This window comes from Aquirufa sp. TARAVU-A1A, from assembly GCF_054558675.1.
Genome location: NZ_JBPXKP010000002.1, coordinates 1 through 25,822, shown reverse-complemented (window position 1 = coordinate 25,822; position 25,822 = coordinate 1). Strand labels below are relative to the sequence as shown.

General features: G+C 39.2%; 13 protein-coding genes. 6 read left to right on the top strand and 7 right to left on the bottom strand.

Annotated elements, in window-relative coordinates; all coding sequences use genetic code 11:
* Positions 1 to 499: 499 nt before the first annotated feature.
* From V7S75_RS02715 to V7S75_RS02685, 7 genes are all read right to left on the bottom strand, one after another.
* Entirely contained in the window at positions 500 to 1,876 is a 1,377-nt protein-coding gene (locus V7S75_RS02715) for a glycoside hydrolase family 30 protein (RefSeq protein ID WP_459511162.1), read from the bottom strand.
* Positions 1,877 to 2,264: 388 nt separating this feature from the next.
* The gene (locus V7S75_RS02710; protein WP_459511161.1) at positions 2,265 to 3,851 is read right to left on the bottom strand and encodes a SulP family inorganic anion transporter; all 1,587 of its coding nucleotides are present in this window, start codon (positions 3,849 to 3,851) and stop codon (positions 2,265 to 2,267) included.
* A 12-nt stretch (positions 3,852 to 3,863) separates the two neighbouring features.
* A complete protein-coding gene (locus V7S75_RS02705; protein ID WP_459511160.1) occupies positions 3,864 to 5,738 on the bottom strand; it encodes a proton-conducting transporter transmembrane domain-containing protein in 1,875 nt (624 codons plus the stop codon).
* Position 5,739: 1 nt separating this feature from the next.
* Positions 5,740 to 8,232, bottom strand: coding sequence for a YbcC family protein (locus tag V7S75_RS02700; RefSeq protein ID WP_459511159.1), 2,493 nt, complete (start codon positions 8,230 to 8,232; stop codon positions 5,740 to 5,742).
* 68 nt (positions 8,233 to 8,300) lie between these two features.
* The gene (locus V7S75_RS02695; protein ID WP_459511158.1) at positions 8,301 to 8,654 is read right to left on the bottom strand and encodes a hypothetical protein; all 354 of its coding nucleotides are present in this window, start codon (positions 8,652 to 8,654) and stop codon (positions 8,301 to 8,303) included.
* 381 nt (positions 8,655 to 9,035) lie between these two features.
* On the bottom strand, positions 9,036 to 12,416 hold the full coding sequence (locus V7S75_RS02690) for a HEAT repeat domain-containing protein (protein ID WP_459511157.1): 3,381 nt from the start codon (positions 12,414 to 12,416) through the stop codon (positions 9,036 to 9,038).
* 11 nt (positions 12,417 to 12,427) lie between these two features.
* Entirely contained in the window at positions 12,428 to 14,839 is a 2,412-nt protein-coding gene (locus V7S75_RS02685; RefSeq protein WP_459511156.1) for a TonB-dependent receptor, read from the bottom strand.
* 152 nt (positions 14,840 to 14,991) lie between these two features.
* Here V7S75_RS02685 and V7S75_RS02680 point away from each other — a divergent pair, with 152 nt between their 5' ends.
* From V7S75_RS02680 to V7S75_RS02655, 6 genes are all read left to right on the top strand, one after another.
* Positions 14,992 to 15,687 carry a DUF4405 domain-containing protein gene (locus V7S75_RS02680; protein WP_459511155.1) on the top strand — a complete coding sequence of 232 codons (696 nt, stop codon included), beginning with the start codon at positions 14,992 to 14,994 and terminating at the stop codon, positions 15,685 to 15,687.
* Positions 15,688 to 15,791: 104 nt separating this feature from the next.
* Positions 15,792 to 17,936: a penicillin acylase family protein gene (locus V7S75_RS02675; RefSeq protein WP_459511154.1), complete on the top strand. Its 2,145-nt coding sequence runs from the start codon at positions 15,792 to 15,794 to the stop codon at positions 17,934 to 17,936.
* A gap of 520 nt (positions 17,937 to 18,456) precedes the next feature.
* On the top strand, positions 18,457 to 19,242 hold the full coding sequence (locus V7S75_RS02670; RefSeq protein ID WP_459511153.1) for a helix-turn-helix domain-containing protein: 786 nt from the start codon (positions 18,457 to 18,459) through the stop codon (positions 19,240 to 19,242).
* A gap of 283 nt (positions 19,243 to 19,525) precedes the next feature.
* Positions 19,526 to 20,755 carry a helix-turn-helix domain-containing protein gene (locus tag V7S75_RS02665; protein ID WP_459511152.1) on the top strand — a complete coding sequence of 410 codons (1,230 nt, stop codon included), beginning with the start codon at positions 19,526 to 19,528 and terminating at the stop codon, positions 20,753 to 20,755.
* A gap of 677 nt (positions 20,756 to 21,432) precedes the next feature.
* Positions 21,433 to 22,152 carry a hypothetical protein gene (locus tag V7S75_RS02660; protein WP_459511151.1) on the top strand — a complete coding sequence of 240 codons (720 nt, stop codon included), beginning with the start codon at positions 21,433 to 21,435 and terminating at the stop codon, positions 22,150 to 22,152.
* 21 nt (positions 22,153 to 22,173) lie between these two features.
* Positions 22,174 to 25,822: hypothetical protein (locus tag V7S75_RS02655; protein ID WP_459511150.1), on the top strand; the 3,649-nt coding region annotated here is incomplete at its 3' end.

Genomic DNA, 25,822 nt, shown 5'->3' with positions numbered 1-25,822 from the left:
GAAAGGTTTTATTTTATAGCCCTAGGCTTTAGCCTAGGAATTCCCCAGGTTAAAACCTGGGGTTAAAAGTGTTTTTATTATTGCTCTAGGTTTTTGCCTAGGTAATCCCCAGGTTAAACCTGGGGTTAAAAGTGTTTTTATTATTGCCCTAGGCTTTAGCCTAGGAATTCCCCAGGTTAAAACCTGGGGTTAAAAGTGTTTTTATTATTGCTCTAGGTTTTTGCCTAGGGATTCCCCAGGTTAAAACCTGGGGTTAAAAGTGTTATTATTATTGCTCTAGGCTTTAGCCTAGGGAATTCCCAGGTTAAAACCTGGGGTTAAAAGTGTTTTTATTATTGCTCTAGGTTTTTGCCTAGGGAATCCCCAGGTTAAAACCTGGGGATAAAATTCTATTTTAATTTCAGGCTTCAACCTGATAGAAAGACGCGAAGTATCGCGTCTCTACATGATATTTATTCCAACGTCCAACGTCTAATGTCTAACGTCTATTTCCTCTCTCTTACCTCAAAACCACACTTACCACTCCTTCCTTTGGAATCTCAATCCCCCATTGTTTTGAATTATATGAAATTGTCGTTTTAATCATATCTTTTGTTTCATTCTGCAGAAGTACCGCCACTTGTTTGTCGGGCCGTAAGGCCGAAACGCCAATTAAACCTTTAGGAAGTCCAGACATTTCAATGCGTGTCGAGCCCGTTGGGATGAATTTAGAAGCTTGCGCTACAATGTAATAGGCTTGATTTCGAATAAGTGTCCCGTCTGATTGAATTGTGATTGCCCCTTTGCATTCCGTACATCCACCGGGCGTATGCGGTCCCCATTGTGGATCATTCGCCAAATTCCATTCCAAAGCAGTTTTGGCATCATTCAAAAGTGATCCGATGATTACATTTTTGATATGCCAATTGAAATCGCCGGCAAATTCACCCTTTGCCCCTGTCCATTGTTCCGTGAAATATACTTCTTTGTCGGGATGCGCCTTTCGAACCACACCCAATGCCGAAATATCCCCATTGTATAAATGAAAGGCTGATCCTGCCACATATTGGCGTGTGATTGGGTCATTTAAAATTTCAATCGGATATTCGGGTTTATCGCAATTATGGTCGTATGCCAAAATTTTGGTCTTCAATCCCGCCTTTTTAAATGCTGGCCCTAAATGGTTTTTGATGAATTCATTTTGTTGGCCTGCAAGCATCAACAAACTTGGATTATTTCCGGGATGCAAAGGTTCGTTTTGGGGTGTCAAATAAGCCATTTCCAAGCCGAGTGCTTTCATGGATTGCAGGTATTTGACAAGGTATTGGGCATAAACCCCATAATATTGAGGTAATAGTGAACCCCCTTTGGAAGCTTGATTATCTTTCATCCAAGCTGGAGGAGACCATGGAGTGGCCATGAATTTAATGCTTGGGTTGATTTGTTTGATGGCTTGCATCAAGGGAATTAAATCCTTTTCAGATGCTTTGAGGGAGAAATGCGCAAGATTTTCGTCCTTTTGACCTGTGGGAACATCGTCATAGGAAAATACTTGGGAATCTAAATCGCTGGCCCCAACTGCAATACGTAAAACAGAGATATTGATATTGTTTTTTCCTGTTCCAAAAAGTTCGTTTAATAAGGCTTTTCGCTGTGTAGGGGCTAATGCTAAAATAAGTTGGGCGCTCCCCCCTGTCAAGGTATACCCGAATCCATCAATGGTCTGGAATTTGTTATTTGCATGGATTTGAATGCCTGAATTGCCTTGAGTAGCCAATGGTAAAACTTGTTCTTTCAGCATTTGTTGGCTTTCAGCCTGTGAAATCCAAATTTGGCCAAAACCTGAAAAATAGCTAAGAACAAAGGCTAAGCTTGTGAGCCCAATAAAACGTTTCATGCAATAGGTTTAAATTGTCTTCAATATATTCAAAAAAAATCAAATTATTGCAGGGTTGTTGGCTGAAGTCGTTAGTCCGAAGTCCGGAGTCCGAAGGTTGTTGTCAGTTGCTAGTCACTAGTCGTTAGTCCGAAGTCCGTAGTGAGCTGTCAGTCGTTAGTCCGTAGTCCGAAGTCCGTAGGTTTTTTCACTCTTCGTTCTTAACACTTAACTCTTCACTCTTCACACTTCACTCTTCGTTCTTAACTCTTAACTAACGTCCAATGTCCAACGTCCAACGTCTAATGTCTAATGTCTAATGTCCAATGTCCAATGTCCAATGTCCAAAAAAAAATACGCCTAAACTAGACGTATTTTTCCACATTCATTAAACTCAATATTCTAAATCTTATTTGATTTTCTTACGTGCAGCGGCTTTGTGCTCAGAAACTGCTCGGTGTGCGTCTAATCCGACGATGTTCACTGTTCCACCTTCACGCTCATAATCATGCTTGAAATGTTCCAAGTTTTCCATTACTGAGTGATCCACCAAATGTGTTTTTGCTAGGTCAATTGTAACTTGAAAACTCGGTGGAATTGCTTCTAATTTTCGTTTGATTCCTAAGAAATTGGTAAATACAGCTGCATCTGAGATTTCAACTAAATACGCATCATCTGTAAAGGAAACTTCTGTTGGTGCTTTGAAAATGGCACTCAATGGTTTTCCATTAAATAAATTGACCAAAATTTCAGTTAAAATACCCGCACCGATTCCAACTAATAAATCGACTCCTAAAGTAAATAAGATTGTGACGATGAAAATCAACAGTTGTTCTTTCCCAATTTCTAAGGTGTGTATGAATTCTTTAGGATGCGTTAATTTAATACCTACTGTAATTAGCATGGCTGCCAAAGCCGTATTGGGAATTAACTCAATTAAATGGGAGGCTAATAAAACAAAAACCAAAATGAAAAATCCGTGGAAGAAGTTAGCCCAACGAGTTTTCGCGCCATTGGCGATATTGGCCGATGAACGCGCTACTTCTGAAATCATGGGTAAGCCTCCCAAAAATGCAACAAATGTGTTACCAATTCCGGTCGCAATTAAATCCTTATTTGCATTTGATTTACGTTTAAATGGATCCAACATGTCCATCGCCTTCACGGTCAATAATGATTCCAAAGAACCTACTAAAGCGAACATGATCACAAATTTGATAAAGGTTCCCGTTTGTGCAAAGCCTTCAAAACTTGCGTTCATGTGGATATTATCCAATAAGTTTCCAATGTGAACTAACGCATATTTAGGCTCCGTTGTTTGAAAATCCATATACAATTCCGCAGGAATAGCGATAGCTAAAACCACTAAGGGTGCAGGAATTTTTTTGATGACCTTGTTCTTGATGTATGGCCAACCCATCATGATTGCTAAACTAATGACTCCGATTAACGTCGCTTTAGGATCCCAATTCGCAATAAATTCTGGAATAGAGGCAAACAATTCCAAGGGCTCCTTCCCTTTCGTCAATGCAGGATTTACATCCAATAAAACTGGAATTTGCTTGCCGATGATGATTAATCCGATGGCTGCCAACATACCATGTACGGCCGATAAAGGGAAGAAATCCATCAATTTCCCGAGTTTGAAAACGCCGAAAAGAATTTGCACAATACCCGCAACGACCATGGCTCCTAGGGCTAAATGCCAGCCTGTTTCTCCTCCACCAAATTCACTCACAGCGCCTGCTACAATAACAATCAAACCAGCCGCAGGGCCTTTAATCGTTAATCGGGAACCAGCAAATAAACTCACAATCATACCCCCAATAATGGCGGTGATTAAACCCATGATGGGTGGGAAATCAGATGCTTTGGCAATGCCTAAACTAAGTGGCAAGGCCAATAAAAACACGATGAACCCTGAGGTTGCATCACTCGCGAAATTTTCTTTTAGGCCCGCGAAGCCATCTTGAGGTACTACATTTTTGTTTTTCATGGGTAAGGTATTTTAAAAATAGCGATTTGAAAATTCAGCATGTGTTTTGGAATTGGGTCCCATAAACACACGTGCGTAAATGCGGATAACGGCTAAGCCATCCAATATAAAACTCAACGACACAATAGCCGCCAAAGCAAATTGATCTTCATGGATATGCGAGAAAATTAAGTCTTCACCAATGAACGCAGGGGTAATTGGAAAGCCTGTCAATCCGAGGCAAGCCAATAAAAAGACCAATGCAATTTTGGGATGCGTCTCAGAAAGTCCCTGAAAACGACTCAAACTTATTTTACCCTCGATACGGAAAAGGCGTTGAAGCGTTAAATACCCAATTAAACCTGCGATCAAGATTCCACTCAGATATAGGACATTTTCTAATTGGTCAAATTTCTCATTGAATGAGATTGCTAGCGCGATCCAACAGTGATTCATAATCACTAATATCCAAGCTAAACGAACAGAATGACGTTGCGTGAAGGATTTGAAAACCAAGATTAACCCAAAAAAGGCAAAGACAACGGGAGTTGCTTCTAGTAGATTTTCTGGCAACAAATGTGTTTGCTTCATGGCATAAAATCCCAAAGCAAATGCAGGAATAAAGAACAACATTAGCCGTCTTCCGTTGATGAAATTCAATTTATTGCCTGCCCATTTTAATGGATTCCAGAAGTACTCATACATCATGGTGTCTAAATTCCATTCTTTCAAACACAATACATAAATACTATGTTGAAAACGCTTTGGAAATGAATCCTCTATTGTTTTTGCCCGTGGCTCAAAGGAATAGAATTGCTCGCGAATCAAATAACTTACCACGGATGGGGAAACCAATAATTGGTACGTACGTAAAAATGCATTTCCCGCAAAATGGAATAAGGCTAGCGATTCAAAACCTAAGGCAATTTCAATGAATATTATGCCAATTTGTGCAATGGAAGCATAGGCAATCTGACTTTTTACCGATGATTGTACACGAGCAATACCCGTTGCAATTAGGGTTGTTAGGAGTCCTAAGGCAACAATTAAGATGCGCACCGAACTTTGATATTCCCAAAATGGAAATGTTCGCAACAATAAAAAGGCTCCTATGTGAACGGATAAACTGCCATAAAAAATAGCACTTGATGGCGTAGGCCCTTCCATGGCGCGTGGTAACCAAGACGAAAAGGGCAATTGGGCTGATTTAGCGGCTGCCGACAACAAAATCATCGCAGAGATAAATACGCCAATGAAACTATGCTGCTGCAATTGTTCGTGCACTAATTCGGCATTATTTAATTGGAAAAACGTGATGTTCTGCCCCCACAAATGGTGACTCGCCCACATAGCCAAAATTAAGCCCACATCCCCGATTCGATAAATCGAGAATACCTTCACGGCATTTTTAACGGGTAAATAGCGTTCCCGATAAAAGGAAATCAATAAGAAAGAGGAAATTCCTAAAATTTCCCAACCCACAAACAAGGTCTCTAAGTTTCCTGATAAAGTTGTAATGCTATAACCGAGGTAAAAGAACAAGGTTGTATTGAAAAAACGCTTGTAACCTGCTTCACGGTGTAAATAGGTGCGTGAATACATCGTCACCATGAAGGTCAACAAAGCACCCACAAGCAAATAAACAGCCGTGATTTTGTCAAACAAGAAATCAATTTGGAAAATGTAATCTTCGTTTTGAAACAAGATGACCTCCTTTACTTGAAAGGTATTTGCTCCTGTCAAAATCCAATCCGCTACATAAATCGTTGCAGCAATCAATTGAATCGTCATCGTTATGAAGGCTACTCCAGAGATTAATCGTTCATTGTTTTTAGGTAAGGTCAGACTTACCAAAAAACCTACAATCGGTACCCAAATAAATAAGGGTAATAAGGTGTTTATGGTCATATTAGTCTTGATTTAATAAGTAAACAGGAAAATTCTCTTGATTGCTTTCGATCACAGATTCTACATCTTTTATCACCTCCAAGTTTTTAATTAAAGGTTCATAAGGTGTAAATTCACCGGCTCCAAATACATATAAAGCGTTTGTTTCTGGATGAACTGCGACCAATTTGACCCAATCATTGATGAACCATTCATAGGTTTCAGGTGCACGTTGAATCGTTTTTAAAACGACTTCCGGGAAGTGCTCTACAATGAGTAATAAACGAACAGGGTCGTGAACTTCGGTCATTTGTGCAGGTAATCCTGGGCGTAAATCCCCATCAATACCATTCGCTACGCCAAATAATCCCATGACATTATGAGGTAATTTGGTGCCTGCACCTAGTTTTTCTCCATCTACTCGTGAGAAATAGTATTCCAAGTTAATTCCTCCACATACCGGAGCAGCTGCTTTTAAAATACCAAATAAATAATCGCCTGCTGGGTCGACACGGTAGTCGAAGGAATTTAAAAACGAACGTCTATCCAAGAATAAGCCCTTCGATAATTCACGTCTACCCACAATAGCTAAAGCATTTGTCGCATGATTCAATTCTGGACGCGGCTCAAAAATGGAAACCGAACGTGTCCGAATTTTTTCATGGATTGATGCAGGAGATTCTTTTGAATTAATCGATTCAAAGCGTCTAGAGCGTTCTTTGGCATTTAAATCCAATGCCTTGCGGAATACCTCCTCATGTTTTTTATGCATGGATTTATATTCCAGTGAAGAAATTTGGTCGTCATAAAAAACGATTTCATCTCGGGTTGTGTCATGAAGTCCGCCGACGAACATCGTCGTTTCAGGAATTTGGATACCTCGTTCAGCTAAAATCGTACGTACTTCGGGCTTGTTTGCCATCTGACTTATCACTCGTGCATTAACGGATCCCGCACGCCCTGAACAAGCCCCACAATCATAGGCTGCATAATGCGGATTGTTAACTGAGCTTGCTCCATGTCCTACCACATAAATGATCGCTGCAAAATTGTCAACTAAGCCAATACTACGTAATTGAGCCTCTACTCGATTGGCCATCTCCTCGACCTTAAATCCTAATTGAAGACCATTTTCCTCCGCATGCAAAGCATCAAAATCAACTTGTAAACCAGAAAACTTATCCATGTGACGCAAAGAAGATGCTGTCGCAGGACTCATGCTTGGTTTAAATAGATTGATGAACAATTTTACTGCCGACCAAAATCCAAGCGTCTGAGAGAAAAGCCAACCGCTGTAGAAATTGTGGTTATGCTTAGAAAAATGCAGGTCTGTTGCTCGCTTTTTATCCTCTCCAATTTCCTTAATTAGGTATTTGGGAGTTACAGGAGCTGGGCACAATTTGGTATAAAACTTGCCGCCTACTGGTTGGTAGAAAAACTCGACACTAAAAAATCCTGGTGTCCCGAACGTTTCACATGCAGGATCTAGGTTCTCCAAATACCTTCTAAATGAACATTCACGGTCATCAATACAAAACAAACTTTGGAAAGATTTTTGATGTGGTGACACATATTCTACACGCTCAGTTTGAATACCTTTTAATACCTGATCGTAATAAGTCCATTCAAATGCCTCTTGCCAAAGTGACAATACTTCCATCTGTTCAGATTTCACGATCGGATCATGTAAGGCTGTAATCGGCTCTGTGAGTTGCTGATCGATTGTCTTCCATTCGCTTCCTAATTTATGGTCGAGTGCATCTAACTCGAGCAATAATTCCAATAGAATTAATTCCTCTAATTTAATTTGACGCTTATCCAAAAGGGTTTGTGGAAGGTCCTCGACAGTCGATACCATTCCCGACCAACCTTGATGCGCGAATTGTTGGTCATATAAATATTGCTCGTAGAATGCATCGTTATTGCCAACTAACAATACTAAAATATCTTGAATTCGGGTATTTTCATTTAACAACAAGGCGCGGCTTGTTGTCCTTTTGAAAATACTGACCCAACTGTTCGTTTCAAGTTTACGAATTGCATCTAAGAACGATAAATCGTCAATAGGAAAATTCCAAATCGATATACCTTGATCGAGGTAGCTTCCAAGCAAACGAAATAAGGTCGGATGCACTAATGAGTCTAAATCGATGCTGTACTGTTTTTTCCATTGACCACGTAATGCACCTACACGTGCATGTTCCATTGAATTATATTGGCCATGGAGTAATTTTCCTTTCCAAATTTCTTGATCTTTCCCCTTTTTTTGGCTGAGAACTCGATCAATGATTGTTTCTCTTATCCTTCCTGTTTGATATAAAGTCCGAAAAGTTTCTAACGGGAAATACACCTGATACCCCAATTTAACATGAGCCATTTCTAATGCTTCATGAAAGGGTAAATGCTGAAAAGCATGTAAGGTATTATGATGCACAAAGTCCATTAATGGAGCTTGTGCTGGCAAAAAGTGTTTCAATTCATGAATCACTTGATGCAAATCAAATTTGTGTTGCATAAGAATATCGTGGCAATAATTCCACTAGTTTAGGCGATTGAATAAAGGGATTCCTCGAATGGGAATTCCTACAGCCTAATATTCCTAAATTGAATGAATAAGGGAGTTGAATTGTGGTTTACCTTCGAATAGGTAAGATGGGCGTTTGCTACTGCAATGGCCCCCACTTGTGGGTAGGTAAATTCGCTAGAAAGGGGTAAAAGAAAGAAACTTAGCTCATGTGAATCATCTTCATCTTCGCTGTTGTCCGATTCTTCAAAAATTAAATTAATGAATGAGAGCTCTTTAGGCTCTGTTTTTTTAATTTGTTTTTGGTTGTTTGTTGCGACTACTTCTTGTAAACCGAATACTTGCTTTGCCGACGCCACCGTCGTAAAGAAGCACACAGAAACAAATAATATAAAGAGTTTTAACAAACGCATGATGCAAATATAAGCAAAAAATTGTGAGTTAGTTGATGTTAAGGTATGTTAAAAGTCGCTAGTCACTAGTCGCTAGTAGTCTTTGGTCAGTCAGTAGTCTGTTGTCAGTGGTCTGTGGTCAGTTCTAAGTCCGAAGTCAGTAGTCAGTGGTCAGTCCGAAGTCTCTAGTTTGTTGTTAGTCCGAAGGTATTATTACCACCAGTTCTTACCTCTTACTTCTTCACTCTTCACTCTTCACTCTTGGTTTTCACCTAAATAAAGACGCGAAGTATCGCGTCTCTACATTAGGATTTCATTCCAAAGCTAAATGTACATAGTCCAACGTCCAACGTCTAACGTCTAAAGTCCAATGTCTACCGTCCAACGTCCATCGTCTAACGTCTATTTCAACGACGACAAAAACTCCACCACATCCCGAATCTCACGCTTACTCATTAAGCTGCCCATCGGTGGCATACTCGATGGATAATTTTCACGCGATTTAATACGAGCCGTAGCAATCCGTAAAGGTTCTGCCTCGCTCGTTTTCAACTGAATCTCCCCTTCTGTCTCTTGAATTACGGTTCCCGTTACTTCCTGGCCATCGGTTAATACCAACGAAATCATTCCGTAACCAGGTGCAATTCGAGCGCTTGGTTCAATTAATGCCTGCAAAATTTGTTCGCGGGTTAAACGACTGGCAATACCTTTCAAAGAAGGTCCTACAACTCCCCCTTCTCCTCCTGCATTGTGACAACGAATACATTCAACCGATTGGTTGCGATAGAAAATAGTATTTCCTACTTGTAAATTTCCACCGTATAATGCGTCTTTGTATTCATCTGTCAATGTCCCCTTGGTTTTCAAAGCATCCAATTTGGCAACCAACATCTCCGATTTAGTCGCTTCAACCGCTTCCATCAAATCCAATTTAATACCTGCTGGTAATTTATTATCAACCATCCGAGCAATTAAATCGGCCAAAACATCCTGCGTATGATCAGCAGGCATTTTGGCAATACTTTGCAACAATTGTTGTTGTTCAGGTACGCTACCTTTCTCAAAAATTGGATTAATGATGCCCGGAAGTTGATTTTTCGAAATGGCAATTTTATCCAAGGATCCTAATGCCAAAGCGCGCACATTGCGGTCTATATCTTCAATGCCTTTTGTCAGCAATAAAGGTAGATTTTGGTCTTTCAATGCGATCAGTGAACTTAATTGGCTTGCACGAACCTTCGGGCTTGGATGATTTAGGAATAACTGAGTCTGCTCCGATTTAACATCTTGAATGCCTAATTCAGCGATTAATTGGCCCGTTGCTGTCAATACCTCTAGGTTTTTACTTTTCAAAAATCTAGGAATGATCCCTGAAACTTTGGCAACAACATCTGCCGACTTCCGATCTAATTGGCCTCTGTAGCGACCATCCACACGATCTAATACGGATGGATTTCCCCAAGTGCCTAATGTCGCAATACCTTCTGCACGCAATGCATCTGGAATATCTTGACGCTGAATATAAGCGACCAATAAGTCGATTTCTTTCGCCGTGCCTACACGTAAACATGCATTGATAGCTCTACGAATTAACGCCTCGTTTGTCCATTTGTTCACTGCCAAAGTCTGTGCTAAAGCTGGCAATGCTTCTACTATCGATTCATCATCGTGAATTGCACGCGCAGCCTCCGTTACAATGTATTCATCAGAATCTTGCAGGAATTGTGCAACAGCTGGATTTTTCATTCGACGTAATACTAATACGGCCGCAATGCGTAAAGAACGATTTGTTGACGATGCTAATGCCGCAATGGGTTCCACCTGCCCTATCCGACTTAATGCTAATACAGCCGCATGACGTAAATACACATCCTGGTCTTGATTTTGTTTGATTAAATCAAGTAATGGATTTACCGCCTGGGACGCTCCCATTCGACCTAATGCTTGTGCGGCAAAGAATTGCACACGCGGTGTGCTAGATGCTAAACGAGGAATAATAGACGCTGAAGCTGAACTGAATTTATTGTCCCCCAATACTTTAATCGCCTGCGCTTGTATTTCCTCATCAGCATCTTGAATTAAAGGAACCAATGTTTCGTTTAAAGCAGGCTTATTTCTCGCCAGTTGGCCTATTCCCCAAATCCCATGCACGCGCGCTAATTGATTGTCTTTTTGATTGATTGCTTGGTTTAAGATGCTAGACTCGCCTTTTGCAACCAATTCAAATTGCGCCTTTTGTCTAACCCGCATATCGCCGTAAAACAATAATTCACTCAATTGACTCACTGGTGCTTTGGCATAATCCATTTGAATTAATTCCTTCGTTTTTTGACGCTCTGCTGCCAAATCATTCGATTCTGCTGTTACATCCAATTTCCAAACGCGTCCAAAATTCTTCGCATCCCAACCATTTACCCAGTCGGCCGCATACAAAGCACCTTCTGGACCAAATCGAATCCCCGTAGGTAAAATGCCACTTACCACATCCACTTCAGATTTAAAATCAAACGATGCGCCTTTTGGCTTTAAATCAAAAGCCCAAATGTGTGAATTGTTCGCATTGCCCACGAATTCAACCAAGAAAAACTTATTCTGCCATTTCTTACCCAATGCCGTTCCCGGATTAAAAACCATCCCCGTTGGTCCATTGTGGTAATTGCGGATGGGTGGAATGATGTAGGCTGCTTGGCCTTCCCAACGAGGCAAATACAATTTTTCGTCCATCCAAACCTTGTATAAGTTGTTTTTCGGGTCTGTGTATTTTCCATATTGCCAATTGGAGCGCCAACCAATATCCGCCCCCTCAACAATATGAACTAAACGCTCACTTTCACCCGGATGGTCTCCGTCATTATCCGAACTGATGATATTTCCATAGTGATCAAAAGCAAACTCATGCGTATTTCGAATACCGTATGCGACAATTTCAAAGTCGGTTCCATCAGGATTTGAACGTACTAAAACGCCCGAATTGGGATTAGGTAAATTGCGTCCATCGACCGTTGTGATGTTGGCTCCAATATCCCCTATTTGCCAGTAAATCTTTCCATCGGGTCCTTCAATGACACTCGACATGCCATGACCTCCAAAACCAATATGCACGGCAAAACCAGTGGCTATTGATTTGGCATTTGTCCAAAGTCCTTTTTTATTTGTATTATCCAAACGCCATAAATCAGGTCCCACAGCAACAAATGCATCTTTTTTGCGAACCAATAATCCGCCGGCTACGTCAGTTACTTCTTGATTAAATTGATTTAGAATGCGCGTTCCTTGATCTGCATATCCGTCCCCGTTCTTATCTTCTAACTTCCAGATTTCTTCTTTTTCAATGGTCAAATCATGCCAATCATGAATGCCATCGCCATTTAAATCAGGTAGCCATGCGTTCTTATCCGAGTTTTCAGGTGCAAATGTTCGATGTAAAAAGGCTTTACGATCTTCAACGGATTTAAACCCAATAGATTCCGTCATCCAATCTCTGTGTCCACGAATATCAAATTCAGATACTTTCCCGCGGTTGGTGCTGTTTAAATATACAGCCCCTTGGTCATCGATATCAATCGCCACAGGATCTGGTGCTAGGCTATCGGATGCCCAACGGGTAATAACCATGCCGGGGGTGATTTTAATCGGTAATTTTTCTTTGGCAGCTTTCGCACGTTCCGCGATTTGATCTTGATCCTCAAAAATGACTTGATAGGTGCTTTTTTCTTGGGTACTTGTACAAGCAGTTGCTAACAAAGTCATCAGACCTGCTGCTATTAAAATCTTTTGTTTCATAGGTTTAAATCTTAATTCTCTTCATCCATCATGCTCCGACGCTGTTTCGCCGCTTGCTTGGTGGTATTAAATCGGTAGTTAAAAGTAATATTTATTTGTCTTAATCTGCCCTGCATTTCCCGGTTTGTGTAAAAAGTTCCGCCATTGGTTTCCGTTCGCATGATTCGTGAATTGAATAAATCCAATACATTTAAGCTCAAAGTTCCCTTGCCTTGCATGACGTCTTTGGTTGCCGATAAATCTACCCATGCGATATTACCACGTGTTCCTTGTGCTGTTTTTTGAGGCGCCTCATAATTAGCTCGAACTTGTGCATCGACTCCTCCTCCGATTTTTATGCGGGATGTATGTCGAACAAACCAAGAATAGGTATCCACCAAATAGGCAGCATTGATGTTACTCGCATCAATCAATGCGCGAAATCCATTAAAGCTTACATCTGCCTTATAATTTTTGGATACATTGAATGAACTTGTTAATTCAATCCCCATGGATTGTTGGTCCGCGAAGTTTTGAGGTAAACTTTTCGAATATCCTTGTACATCTACGGTTCGTATTTGATCGATTTTTCCCGTCGTGTAGCGGTAGTAAACGGATGAACTTAAACTTCCCGCATCGAAATATTTCAAATGTCCTAAATCAAATGAATTGGTGAACTCAGGATTCAAATTGGGGTTTCCTGAGAAGTAATTACGATTATCTGAAAAGGTCACAAAAGGACTTAGTTCATTATAGGTTGGTCTACGAACCCGGCGTGAATAACCTAATTGGAATGAACTATTCGGATTTACTGCATAGGTAAAGTGCGCACTTGGAAATAAGTTCGCATAGTTCCGAGGGTTCTTTTCTTGCGTTTGTTTTAATTCCGTTTGAATGTCGGTTAATTCCCCTCTTAGGCCAAATTGATAAGAGAATTTGTTCTTTTTATTCCCTAAAATCAAATAGGCTGCTGAGATATTCTCGTTGTACACAAATAAATTTTGCAATCCTGGAATGACGGTAAAACTCCCATTGTCCTGTTGCTGTGTTACTGTGTAATCATTGGTCATATCCCGAAAACTTGTCCTCAATCCTGTTTCTAATTTGCCATCTTTACCTAAGGGATTTGTATAGTCGGCCTGCAGAATCCACTGATGCTCATATTCATCATTCAAAGCTTTTTGAACCAATGAATTGGCTGGAAAAGGCGTTCCATCGCCAAACCGACTTGTTTGCGTGTAAATTTGGTCCGACTGTTCCCAATAATCCAGGTAACGCAAGTCGGCCGTAAACTCCTTCCCTTTTTTCGCAAATGATTTCTTAAAAGTTAAGGCATATTCAGCATTGGGTTCCGTTTCTTTTTCGTCTTGTTGGCGATATGTATTCGAATAAAGATTAGTTAAGGATTTACGGTAATCTAAATAGTAGAAATCTGTAATTCGACGAACATGTGTACTTCGGAAAATATAGGATCCTGTTAAAATTGTTTTGTCGTTAAAAAAGTAATCTGCTCCACCTCGGATGTTGTTCACTAATCCCGTGACATTGTTCGAGCTGGTTTGTTGGAGGTAATTCGTTTGTTCACCTGTATAAACTTCTTGATATAAATTTCCTCTTCCGGGTGTTCTGCGATAGAAAAGGCCATAGTTTAAAAAGAAATTCAATTTGTTTTTGCGGTAATTGATGATGGCGGTCCCTCCAAAATTTTCTGGATAACCTAAATTGGTTTCAATGGCACCATTAAATCCTTGGTTTTGGTTTTTCTTCAAAACAATGTTGATGATACCGGCCATGCCTTCTGCCTCATAACGCGCGGAAGGATTTGTAATGATTTCGACCTTATCAATCAGGTTTCCTTGCAGTGATTGTAGTCCTGATGAACCGTTTATGCCCACAAGCGTAGAGGGCTTCCCGTCGACTAAAATTCGTACATTTTCACTACCTCGAAGGCTAACTCCGCCATCACCGTTGACTTGTACCGACGGTAAATTGCCCAATATCTCTGCTGCCGTAGCCCCTTTATTGGCCGCATCAGTTCCCACATTGAAGATTCGCTTATCCAACGATAGCTCCATACTGGATTTTTGACCTTTAACGGTTACCTCTGCTAAGGTTTGTGTACTGGCTTTAACTTGAATTTGACCTAAGTTCGTGGATTTACTGATTTGAACTTGTTTCAACGTTTGCACTTCAAATCCCACACTTTCGACTACAATATCATAGATACCTTGGGATACATCGATGCTGAATTCACCTTTATCATTCGCGATAGTTCCTGTAATTAATTTTACAGGATTTGCCGTTTGTATACGGATGCTTGAAAAAGGAATAGGGTTTGTCGTATTAGCTTCTATGATTTGGCCGCTAAGTTTGCCTTTAGGCGTACTTTGGCTTATGCCTAGGTAAGAAATTCCGAATAAGAGTAATAAATATAAATGTTTCAAAAGGATAGGTTTAAATAGACTTGCAAGTTAAAAAGACAACGAACAAGTTTTTATACCTATTTATCGGTTTATGTTGGAGAATTTCCGCCTTTTGTCGAATTTGTTGGCTAGAATTTAAATGCTGTTACCAATTTTGAAAAAAAAATAAACCCATGAAAAACAAAAATCTAATTTCGCTAACCGTTGCTATCGCATTCTTTTTATTAGCTACAACGGGTATTTTACTTTACATCAAACAGAAAGCGCATTTTATTGAGATGACACATACCATTTTTGGTTTGGTGTTTATCAGTTTTGCCATATTTCATATCATCAACAACTGGGATTCCATCAAAGCCTATTCAAAAGATCGTAAAAGTGGTTCAATCAAAAAGGAATTGGTAGTTGCGTCTTTAATTACAGGAATCATTTTAGTTTTATCAGTTACGGAAGTTTTAGAACCGGTTGCTGAATTTGGACGTATTTTCGCAAGTGGTGCTAAACGTCCTCAAACGGTGAATTTTGCTGAAAAGAAAACATTGGATTCGACGAACGGACATGCAGTGGTTTTGTTAGTCCAAAAAGGCAAAGAAAGCGCTTTCGCAGGACTTAGTGTTGAGGTTGCGGACACAACAGGTAAGGTTTTGGAAACTTTATTAGCGGCCGATAAAGAAATGAAGGGGCCTCCCGCGAATCTTTTGTTGGAAACCAAAATTTCTACGGCAGCTCCTTTTGATTTAATTCTAAGCTTCACACATGAAGGTAAAACGAACAAAGTAACGCGTCGGGTTAACAGATTAAGTGCTGGAGTTCAGGGGATTGCTAAAGAAAAAGGTGTCATCGAACGTGCGTATTTGGATGTTCAATAAAGTCTATTATTATCAATTTAAAGCACGCTTCGGCGTGCTTTTTTTTTTGTTCAGGATAGGTAAATTCAGTTAAAATAATACTTTTGAAAGTAACCTTAGTAGTTATGAGAAACCTAATTGTTTTATTGCTGATTTCTTGGCAAATAGCTGCCTCTCCTGAATTATCAAGAATGCAGGCCCAAGCTAAACGTGTCACCATTTACCGAGATCATTTTGGCGTTCCGCACATTTATGGGAAATCAGATGCAGATGCTGTTTTTGGTATGTTGTATGCACAATGTGAAGATGATTTCTCTCGTGTAGAACGTAATTACATTGAAAAATTAGGTCGATTATCTGAGATTGAAGGAGAAAAGCAATTGGCGAATGATTTGTACCTCCGTTTAATTATTGATCCCGAAGAGGCCAAGGCGGATTATCAGAAGAGTCCAGCTTGGCTCAAGAAATTGCTGGTTGCATATGCCGACGGTATCAATTATTATCTATTCAAACATCCCGAAGTTAAACCAGCTTTGTTGACGCACTTTGAGCCTTGGTATCCACTATTATGGACGGATGGCTCGATTGGGGCGATTTCTACAGGTGATGTTACAGAAAAAGAAGTTGGTGCATTTTATGGCTTAAATACCGCAATCGCATCGCATCGTGAACATGTTGCGGATGAAGATTTAACGGGTTCTAATGGCTTTGCCATAGGTAAGAATTTATCTAAGTCGGGAAATGCACTGCTGTATATTAACCCGCATGTAACATTTTATTTCCGACCCGAGATTCACGTGAATAGTGAGGCTGGAATGAATGTCTATGGCGCGGTAACTTGGGGCCAATTTTTTGTGTACCAGGGTTTCAATCAATATGGAGGCTGGATGCATACCTCGAGTCAAGTAGATGTTTCCGATATGTATCAGGAGCAAGTCGAAATGCGTCAAGGTATCCCCTATTATTTGTTGGACGGTTCGTGGCGTCCGTTGCAAATCAAGAAAATCCGTTTACAGGTTAAAGGTGAAATTCAGCCGCGCGAAATTACGGCTTACTTTACGCATCGCGGCGCGGTAATGGCCCAAAGGGATGGAAAATGGATTTCGGTCCGGTCGTATAATCGTTCCTTGGTAAGTCTAGAGCAGAGTTGGTTGAGAACAAAAACCACCGGCTTGAAATCCTACCAACAGGTGATGGACATGCGTGCTAATACGTCCAATAATACCGTTTATGCAGATAATAAAGGGAATATTGCCTATTGGCATGGAAATTTTGTGCCTATTCGCGATCCTAAAAAGGATTGGGGCCTCGTGCAAGATGGAACACGCTCTGCAAATGATTGGAAAGGTTTACACCCGGTGAATGAATTAGTTCATATAGTAAATCCCGTTACCGGTTGGATTCAAAATTGTAATTCGACACCTTTTACCGTTTCGGGTAGCGCAAGTCCTTTACGATCGAATTATCCGGCCTACATGGCACCGGATGGAGAAAACTTCCGGGATAAAAATGCGGTTCGCTTATTTTCAAATCATACCGGCTTCGATGTGAATGATTTAATCAAGGTTGGATACGATCGACATTTAGCAGCATTTGATGTGCTCATCCCTGGTATCGTTAAGGCTTACGCGAAAAGTCCTAGACCTGATTTGAAAGAATTGGTGGATAGTTTAGCTGCCTGGGACCGAAATGCCCAAGTTAATTCGATAGCTCAGCATATGGCAATTCGTTGGGCTTCATTACTTCTTCCCGCCATTCCGAAAATCAGAACTTTTGGTGGCGAAACGGATCCGGTAATCAACTTTACTCAATTTGCGAATGAAGCATCAGCTGATGTTTTATTGGATGCCTTATCAAAAGCAAAGTTGAATGTAGAACAGCAATTTGGTACATGGAAAATAACATGGGGGGAAGTCAACCGGTTCCAACGTATATCCAATACCGTAATGTTCGATGATTTGAAACCAAGTCTTCCTGTGGCCTTTACTTCCTCTGCTTGGGGCCAACTGCCCTCTTACACAAGTAAGCCCTATCAAGGCTCAAAAAAATGGTATGGTGTGAATGGGAATAGTTTTGTCGCTGCTGTTGAATTTGGTCCTAAAATAAAAGCCTATAGTTTGTTGGCCGGTGGCCAAAGTGGTAACCCTAATTCAATCCATTTTTTTGATCAAGCAGAAAATTACACCCAAGGAAAATTTAAGGTTGTTTTGTTCTATAAAAAGGATGTACTTGGACATGTATTAACGAAGTATCGACCGTTTGATAAATAATTGAGTTGTTTAATGGCATTTGTACAAATTTGTACATGCCTACACTTGACAATGGGTCAAATTAGACCTAATTTGTTTTTCGGGATTTGAATAGTGCGATTTATTGTTTGCGCATCCTAATTAGTGTTCTAATTATATGATATTATTTGTAACCATACTGGGTATTGTTCTGTCTATATTGATTTTCCTAAATCGGGCAGAACGCTATGGTCCCAATTTTTATTTTGCTCTTTTTGTTTTTTGTCACTCCTTTTTTGCGGTAACATCTTTTGCCCTATTGTCGAGTGAGTTCAGTTGGCTAGTAACCAAAGTTTATCCATTTTCAATCTTGATGAATATGGCGGCTGGGCCTTTAATGTATCTGTATTTTGCTTCGGTATTTCAGCCAAATTTTAAGTTTAAAAAATATTATTTACTTTACTTTTTGCCTTCTTTGCTATTTTTTATCAACGCCACTCCCTATATATTCATGGACTCGCATGATAAAAAAGAATTTATCAACTCTTTTTTAAACAATCCAATGTACGGTTTTCGTGCCCCGACCTTGTTTGTACCCTATTATGCGCATGTTATTTTTCGCATGTTTCAGTCATTTTTATATTTATTGGCTTCCTTTCGTTTGTTTTATAACAGCTTTAAAGCAAATCAATTTCGAATTAAAAGTGAACGTGGTTACCACTATGGATATTATTGTTTATTCTTTTTAACTGGATTTGGCTTTTATGCAATGACGATCATGGTGGGTTTACGCTTAAATCCTGAATACCTTATTTATAATAAAAATGGATTAGAAATTAATAAACTTGTGGCTTCCCCCCGATATGCAAATGCCTTTTTTATTTTGGCGGCACTCTTTCATCCTAAATTAGTTTTTGAGAAATATTTTATTGAAAAATCTAAATCAGATCGAATTGTCAAGTTTAGAAACTCAACACTTCAGGATGCGGAATCGACCAAATACGATTTAGATGAAATCGAGCGTTTATTTTCGGCTTATATAGAAGATCAACCTTATTTAAAGGCTGGTTTTTCGTTGAATATGATTTCCGAAGGTACCAAATTACCTGTACATCAGATATCATACTTTATTAAAACGCGCTATGCGTTAACTTTTAATGAGTGGAAGAATGAACAGCGTATTAATTATGCCGTGGAGCTAATTAATGCGGGCCATGCAGAACTATTAACACTCGAATCTATCTCTTTACAATGTGGCTACCGTTCACGCGCTAATTTTCTAGATGCCTTTAAAAAAGTAATGGGAATTACCCCTTCGGAATATCTAGCGAATTACAATAAAAAGTAATTAGTAAGGCTTTTGCTGACAATTATTATAAGGTACTTTTTTGTGATTTGGTTCATTGGGTAATTTATCTCAATGACTGAAAATCTATATTTCATTTAGTATTCGGTTAAAATACCCTCAAAATGTTGCTGATTTCAATTTAAGTACCTCCCCTTTGACTTGATTTCTAATTTCGATACAATTATTGAGCGTCAAGAGTGGCTGGGTTTAGTTTTAAATGATGAGTTTCGTATAGTAGATTAAGTTTTAACTTACTCCGTGTTCTATAATAATTATTTATACTATGTTTGAAATTGTATCTCTCTTTGGCTTGTTGGTGTCAGCCTTATTGATCATCAACACTAAAAATGAGAATAAGTTGAACATTTATTTAAGCTTATTCTTTCTAACCGTGAGTATTTTTTCTCTCACTCGAAATTTTATCTTTTACGTAAACCATCCTTATATTCTTTATTATTTTATTCCGGGTGCTATCCCCCTGTTTAATTTATCCGCTCCATTACTCTACCTATATATAAAGAAGTCCATGTTACCTAATGAGCCTGAGGGATTCAAGCGATCAGAGCTCATTCATTTATTACCCTTTGCCATATCGTTAGTGAATATCACTCCCCATTTATTTTTAAGTCCAGAATTTAAAATTGAATTTATTCGAGCGCTGATTTTAAATCCATTTAAATTAATTCAATTGAAAACCCTACTATATCCTATTCAATATCAGTTACTGTTGAGGCCCTTGATTGGATTTAGCTATTGTGTTGCCGCTTTTAAATTATATCTCAATCAAAAGGAAAGTTACTTGGCCCATGAAAAGGCGACGGTAACTTCGAGTATCCATTGGTATTTATTATTAATCATTTGTGCCGGGATGAATTTTTTGACTTCATTTTTGATTGGCTTGTTCGCTCAGCATGGAGCCTATAAGGTTCAGGATGTAAATGAGGTTAAAGTATTTATGCTCCTTCCTACCTTGTTCCTTTTAATTATGAATTCGGCCATTTTCTTTTTCCCAAATGTTGTATATAATGTGAGCAGAAGAAGGGTATTGAAAAAAGAATACGCGCCTGAAAAACTAGTATTTAATGATAACACGCCAGACGTGGAACGAAATTTGGTACCTGAAACTTCTGAATCAGAAAGCACGAATGTGTTAATCTCACGCAAGTTGGCTGAATATTTCAAACAAAAGCCTTATTTACAACCAGGATTTACGTTGTCCATTATTACACAGGATACGAATATTCCTTATCATCAATTAACGGCTTATTATAATAACTACTTGGGGATTAACTTTAATGATTGGAAAAATAATGCCAGAATAGATTATGCCATTGAATTAATAAAAGAAGGTAAGGCCAAAAACCTGACGCTTGAATCGATTGCTTACACATGTGGTTTTCTATCAAGATCTAATTTTGTTAATTCATTTAGAAAGAAAACGGGTATGACTCCCTCTGAATATTTGAAAAGTGTTCCACAAGAATCAATGGTTATTACCCTAGGTTTTAGTTAAAATAAATAGATTCGTCTTTGTACTTAATCCCTCTCAATGCTGTGTTGAGAGGGATTTTTTTGTTGAATACCTTACCTATAAGCTTATCCCTTTCAAATCATAGTAATCAATTGATAGCTTATTATTTAGCATTTACCTAAGTGATTCTATATGCTAACGAGATTCAATATGGCCTAAGATGTAGAGCTCCCAAATTCGCAGGGGAATGCTTAAATGCTTTCAAATATCCGATTCTCAGCGCCTAAGTATGTGCTTTTCGCTTGATTTTGTAATCAAAATAAGTCGCTTTTTCGTTGATTTTTCTGTTTTCAAGTCATGATGATCTCCTAATTGTGGCGTTTTGGCCTGAATTAAATCATGAAAAAGCGGGAAATAATATTTTTTCAAACCTGATTTCCATCATTTTTTATCGGGTAGATGTGTGAACATCAGTTATTCGCTTTCTTTTCTTGGACTTGAATCTTTTAAAATGCAGTACAAGGCATCATTTTAAACCGCATGTACTAAATGCCATGTACTAGATTTCCGAATTAGTCCAAAACACGCATTTAAACCGTTTTTTGGTCCTTTTTTATTGAGGTAGGTTTGTGCCGTTGAATGAGTGGAAGACTTAGAAAAAACGATAAGTCGGCCAGTCACTTCAAACGGAGTTCTAAAATCAATTAAAACATTGCCCCATGAAAATTTCACTTTTTTACATCAAAGCATTGGTCTTGATGCTTATCTTCTTCGCACTGGTGTGCGGAATCATAGGCGATATCAGGGCACAGAGTTACAATTTGTCTGTAGGGACAAATGTTTCGACCTATCTGTTTAAAAATTCAGATGGTGTAGATGTGGATTTCCTAAAAAGAGGTTCTGGATCCAGATTTCAAATCGGGTCAGAACTTCTTTTGTTGGATACGACGAAGGATTACAGTTCCTCTAGTAAAAAGGCCATCTATTTTTCTCAACGACAGAGATTAGCAAAATTTCTGTCCTTAGTTCATTTAGATGTGCAGGTGGAAGCCAATCAATTTAATGCGGTAGGTGATGACCAAAACATTGCCTTTTCGTATCAAACGAATTATGTAGGCATATCTGGAGGTTTAGGTATTTACACACCTTCCTTCAAAAAATGGTCCTTAAGTCTACACAGCAGACTTGCGGGTTTTAAATTAATTCAAGGAAACCAAGCGTTGGCAAACCGATATATTGATTTAACTAATGATAGTCAATTTGCTGATATTCAGCTATTTGCTGGATTGTCGGCCCAGGTGCACAAAAAACTAAATGATCGCATTAGCGCATTTTTGGAATACAATCGAATGCAAACTTTTCACCCTAATCAAGTTGGGAAGCCAACTTTAAATTTTCTCAATGATGCCATCAGTTTTGGTATTAAGATTTCAAAGTAATTAATAAAACGTTCTAAAAACATGAAAAATTATCTACGTTTAATTTGCCTCGTGGCTTTTCCCATTTTGTCCTACGGGCAAACGAAAAGTCTTAATTATCAAGCTGTTATCATGGATCCCAAGCCTATTGAGATTCCTGGTACATCGATTACCGGCCAACCGTTGAAGAACGGTAAGGTAAACGTTCGCTTTACCCTTTTATCCAAATCGGGTTCAGTCGATTATGAAGAATTTCACCAGGCAACCACGGATGAATATGGTTTAATCAACTTGACGATTGGTAATGGTTTAATTGGATCTGCTTCCGGTTTGTCCACACAGGCCACAACAGCAACCTATCGGACTTTTGATGCAATCAAATGGGATGCGAATGTCAAGCAATTACGTGTTGATTTGAGTTTCGATGGTGGGAAGAACTTTTCTACTGCGAGTGTTCAGCCTTTTAATTACACGGCTTATGCTTTGTATGCGGAATCCGTTGAATACAAAAATGTGCGTGATACACCTACTACCCTCTCCTACTTCAATAATGACGTAGGTTATATTGTCAACAAGGATTTAGATCCAATCAAAAACGAAATTGATCAAAACCAAAAAGATGCGATTTCAAAGTTCTTAATTATCAATCAAGCTATTTCAGATAATGAAAAAGTGACAGCTGATAATTCGAAAAAAATTGGTGACATTTCTGTAACAGTTAATAACCAAGGGACCAAGATCGAACAACAGGGTAATCAGATTACAGCGAATCAAACCTATGTAACGAATCAAATAACGAATATTACTAATCAAGTTAATGACACAAAAGCGAAAGTGGATCAAGTGGCTAATACCTATGAAAATGCGGGTAATAAGTCCAATAGTGTTATTGATGATCGCTTAAGTTCGAATAAATATCCTTCTGTGAAAGCTGTGAAGGACTATGTCGATCAGGCAACCCAGGGCATTGCGTTACAAGCTACAGTGGATGCCAAAGAGGATCGCCTAAATAAATCATCGAATATTAAAACAGATCCCAATCCGAATGTTAATTACCCTTCAGTAAGTGCAGTTAAGCAATTTGTTTTGGAATCTGCCTTGAGTAAAGACACCCAGTTGGTTATTGACGGGAAAGAAAATGTTTCTAATAAATCTGCTGATGTTATTACAGATGCGAACTCAGACTCAAAATATCCTACGGTAAAAGCGATCAAAGAATATGTAGATAACAATACCTTAGGAAAAAATTTGAATGCTGTAATTAATGGCAAAGAAGAAGTAAATAATAAAGTAGTTTCTATCACGAAGGATAATGCGAATGCAGAAAAATACCCAAGTGTATTAGCAGTTAAGAATTATGTTGATGCTGCAACAATTAATTCCTTAACATCCGAGGTACAAACGATTTCTATCAATGATGCCAAAAATGTCATCACATTAAGTGGCGGTGCAACAGAGACATCTGTAACCTTACCCAATGCGACTAATTTAATTTCAGGTTCGATTCAGTTGAAAAATGATTTAGGGGGAACATATGATAATCCGACAGTTCCTGGTTTGCTTAACAAAGAAAATGTATCGAATAAGACTTCTGATTTTGTCAATGATGGAGGTTCTAATGATAAATATCCGACAATCAAAGCGGTTAAGGATTATGTTGATGCTCGTTCAACAAGCGGATCTGATTCTTTAGCTTCTGAAATTGTTCGTGCAAAGGCAGTTGAATTATTGAAAGAAGATGTGATTAATAAAACATCGGATTTCGTAAAAGATGGTGGATCCACCATTAAATACCCTACAATCAAGTCGGTGAAAGACTATGTGGATTCTCGTTCAACCAGCGGTGCTGATTCATTAGCATCTGAGATTGCACGTGCGAAAGCTGAGGAATTGAAGAAAGAAGATGTGATTAATAAAACATCGGATTTCGTGAAGGATGGTGGATCTACCACTAAATATCCTACAATCAAGTCGGTGAAAGACTATGTGGACTCTCGTTCAACCAGTGGTGCTGATTCATTAGCTTCCGAGATTGCTCGAGCCAAAGCTGAAGAATTGAAGAAAGAAGATGTGATTAACAAAACATCGGATTTCGTAAAAGATGGTGGATCAACAACGAAATATCCTACAATCAAGTCGGTGAAAGACTATGTGGACTCTCGTTCAACCAGTGGTTCAGATTCACTAGCCGCAGAAATTGCTCGTGCAAAATCCGAAGAATTAAAGAAAGAAGATATCATTAATAAAACATCAGATTTAATTAAATACGCAAATTCTGAAGTAAAATACCCGACTGTTAAATCGGTCAAAGATTATATAGATTCCCGTTCAACGAGCGGATCTGATTCATTAGCAGCTGAAATTGCACGTGCGAAATCCGAGGAATTGAAGAAAGAGGTTTTGGCGAATAAATCGACAGACGTAGTTACTGATAAGGATTCAGATGAAAAATATCCGACAGTTAAGTCGGTGAAAACCTACGTTGACGGTAAGTCGAACGCTGGTTTAGATTCCTTGTATGCTGAGGTACGTCGCGCGAAATCCGAGGAATTGAAGAAAGAGGTTTTGGCGAATAAATCGACAGATGTTGATACAGATAAGGATTCGGATGAGAAATATCCGACAGTTAAGTCGGTGAAAACCTATGTTGACGGTAAATCAAATGCTGGTTTAGATTCCTTGTATGCTGAGGTTCGTCGCGCGAAAGCGGAGGAATTGAAGAAAGAGGTTTTGGCCAATAAGTCAACAGATGTTGATACAGACAAGGATTCGGATGAGAAATATCCGACAGTTAAGTCGGTGAAAACCTATGTTGACGGTAAATCAAATGCTGGTTTAGATTCCTTGTATGCTGAGGTTCGTCGCGCGAAAGCGGAGGAATTAAAGAAAGAAGTTTTGGCGAATAAATCGACTGACGTTGCTACAGATAAGGATTCGGATGAGAAATATCCGACAGTTAAGTCGGTGAAAACGTATGTTGACGGTAAATCAAATGCTGGTTTAGATTCCTTGTATGCTGAGGTTCGTCGCGCGAAAGCGGAGGAATTGAAGAAAGAGGTTTTGGCGAATAAGTCGACAGATGTTGCTACAGACAAGGATTCGGATGAAAAATATCCAACGGTTAAGTCAGTTGCTACTTATGTTAAATCGTTAGTAGATACGCGCGGTGATGCAAATCATGATGAAGTAGAAAAAGAGAAAAATCGTGCCATTGGACGTGAGGACGGACTTGGAAACGAGATTGCCGACAACAAGAAGGCATCAGACGATAAGGATGCTGCGCATGAGAAATCGATTGCAGATAACAAGAAAGCTGGAGATGACAAAGACGCAGAACATGATCGTGTAATTGCCGACAACAAGAAGGCATCAGACGATAAGGATGCTGCGCATGAGAAATCGATTGCAGATAACAAGAAAGCTGGAGATGACAAAGACGCAGAACATGATCGTGTAATTGCCGACAACAAGAAGGCATCAGACGATAAGGATGCTGCCCATGAGAAATCGATTGCAGATAACAAGAAAGCTGGAGATGACAAAGACGCAGAACATGATCGTGTAATTGCCGACAACAAGAAGGCATCAGACGATAAGGATGCTGCGCATGAGAAATCGATTGCAGATAACAAGAAAGCTGGAGATGACAAAGACGCAGAACATGATCGTGTAATTGCCGACAACAAGAAGG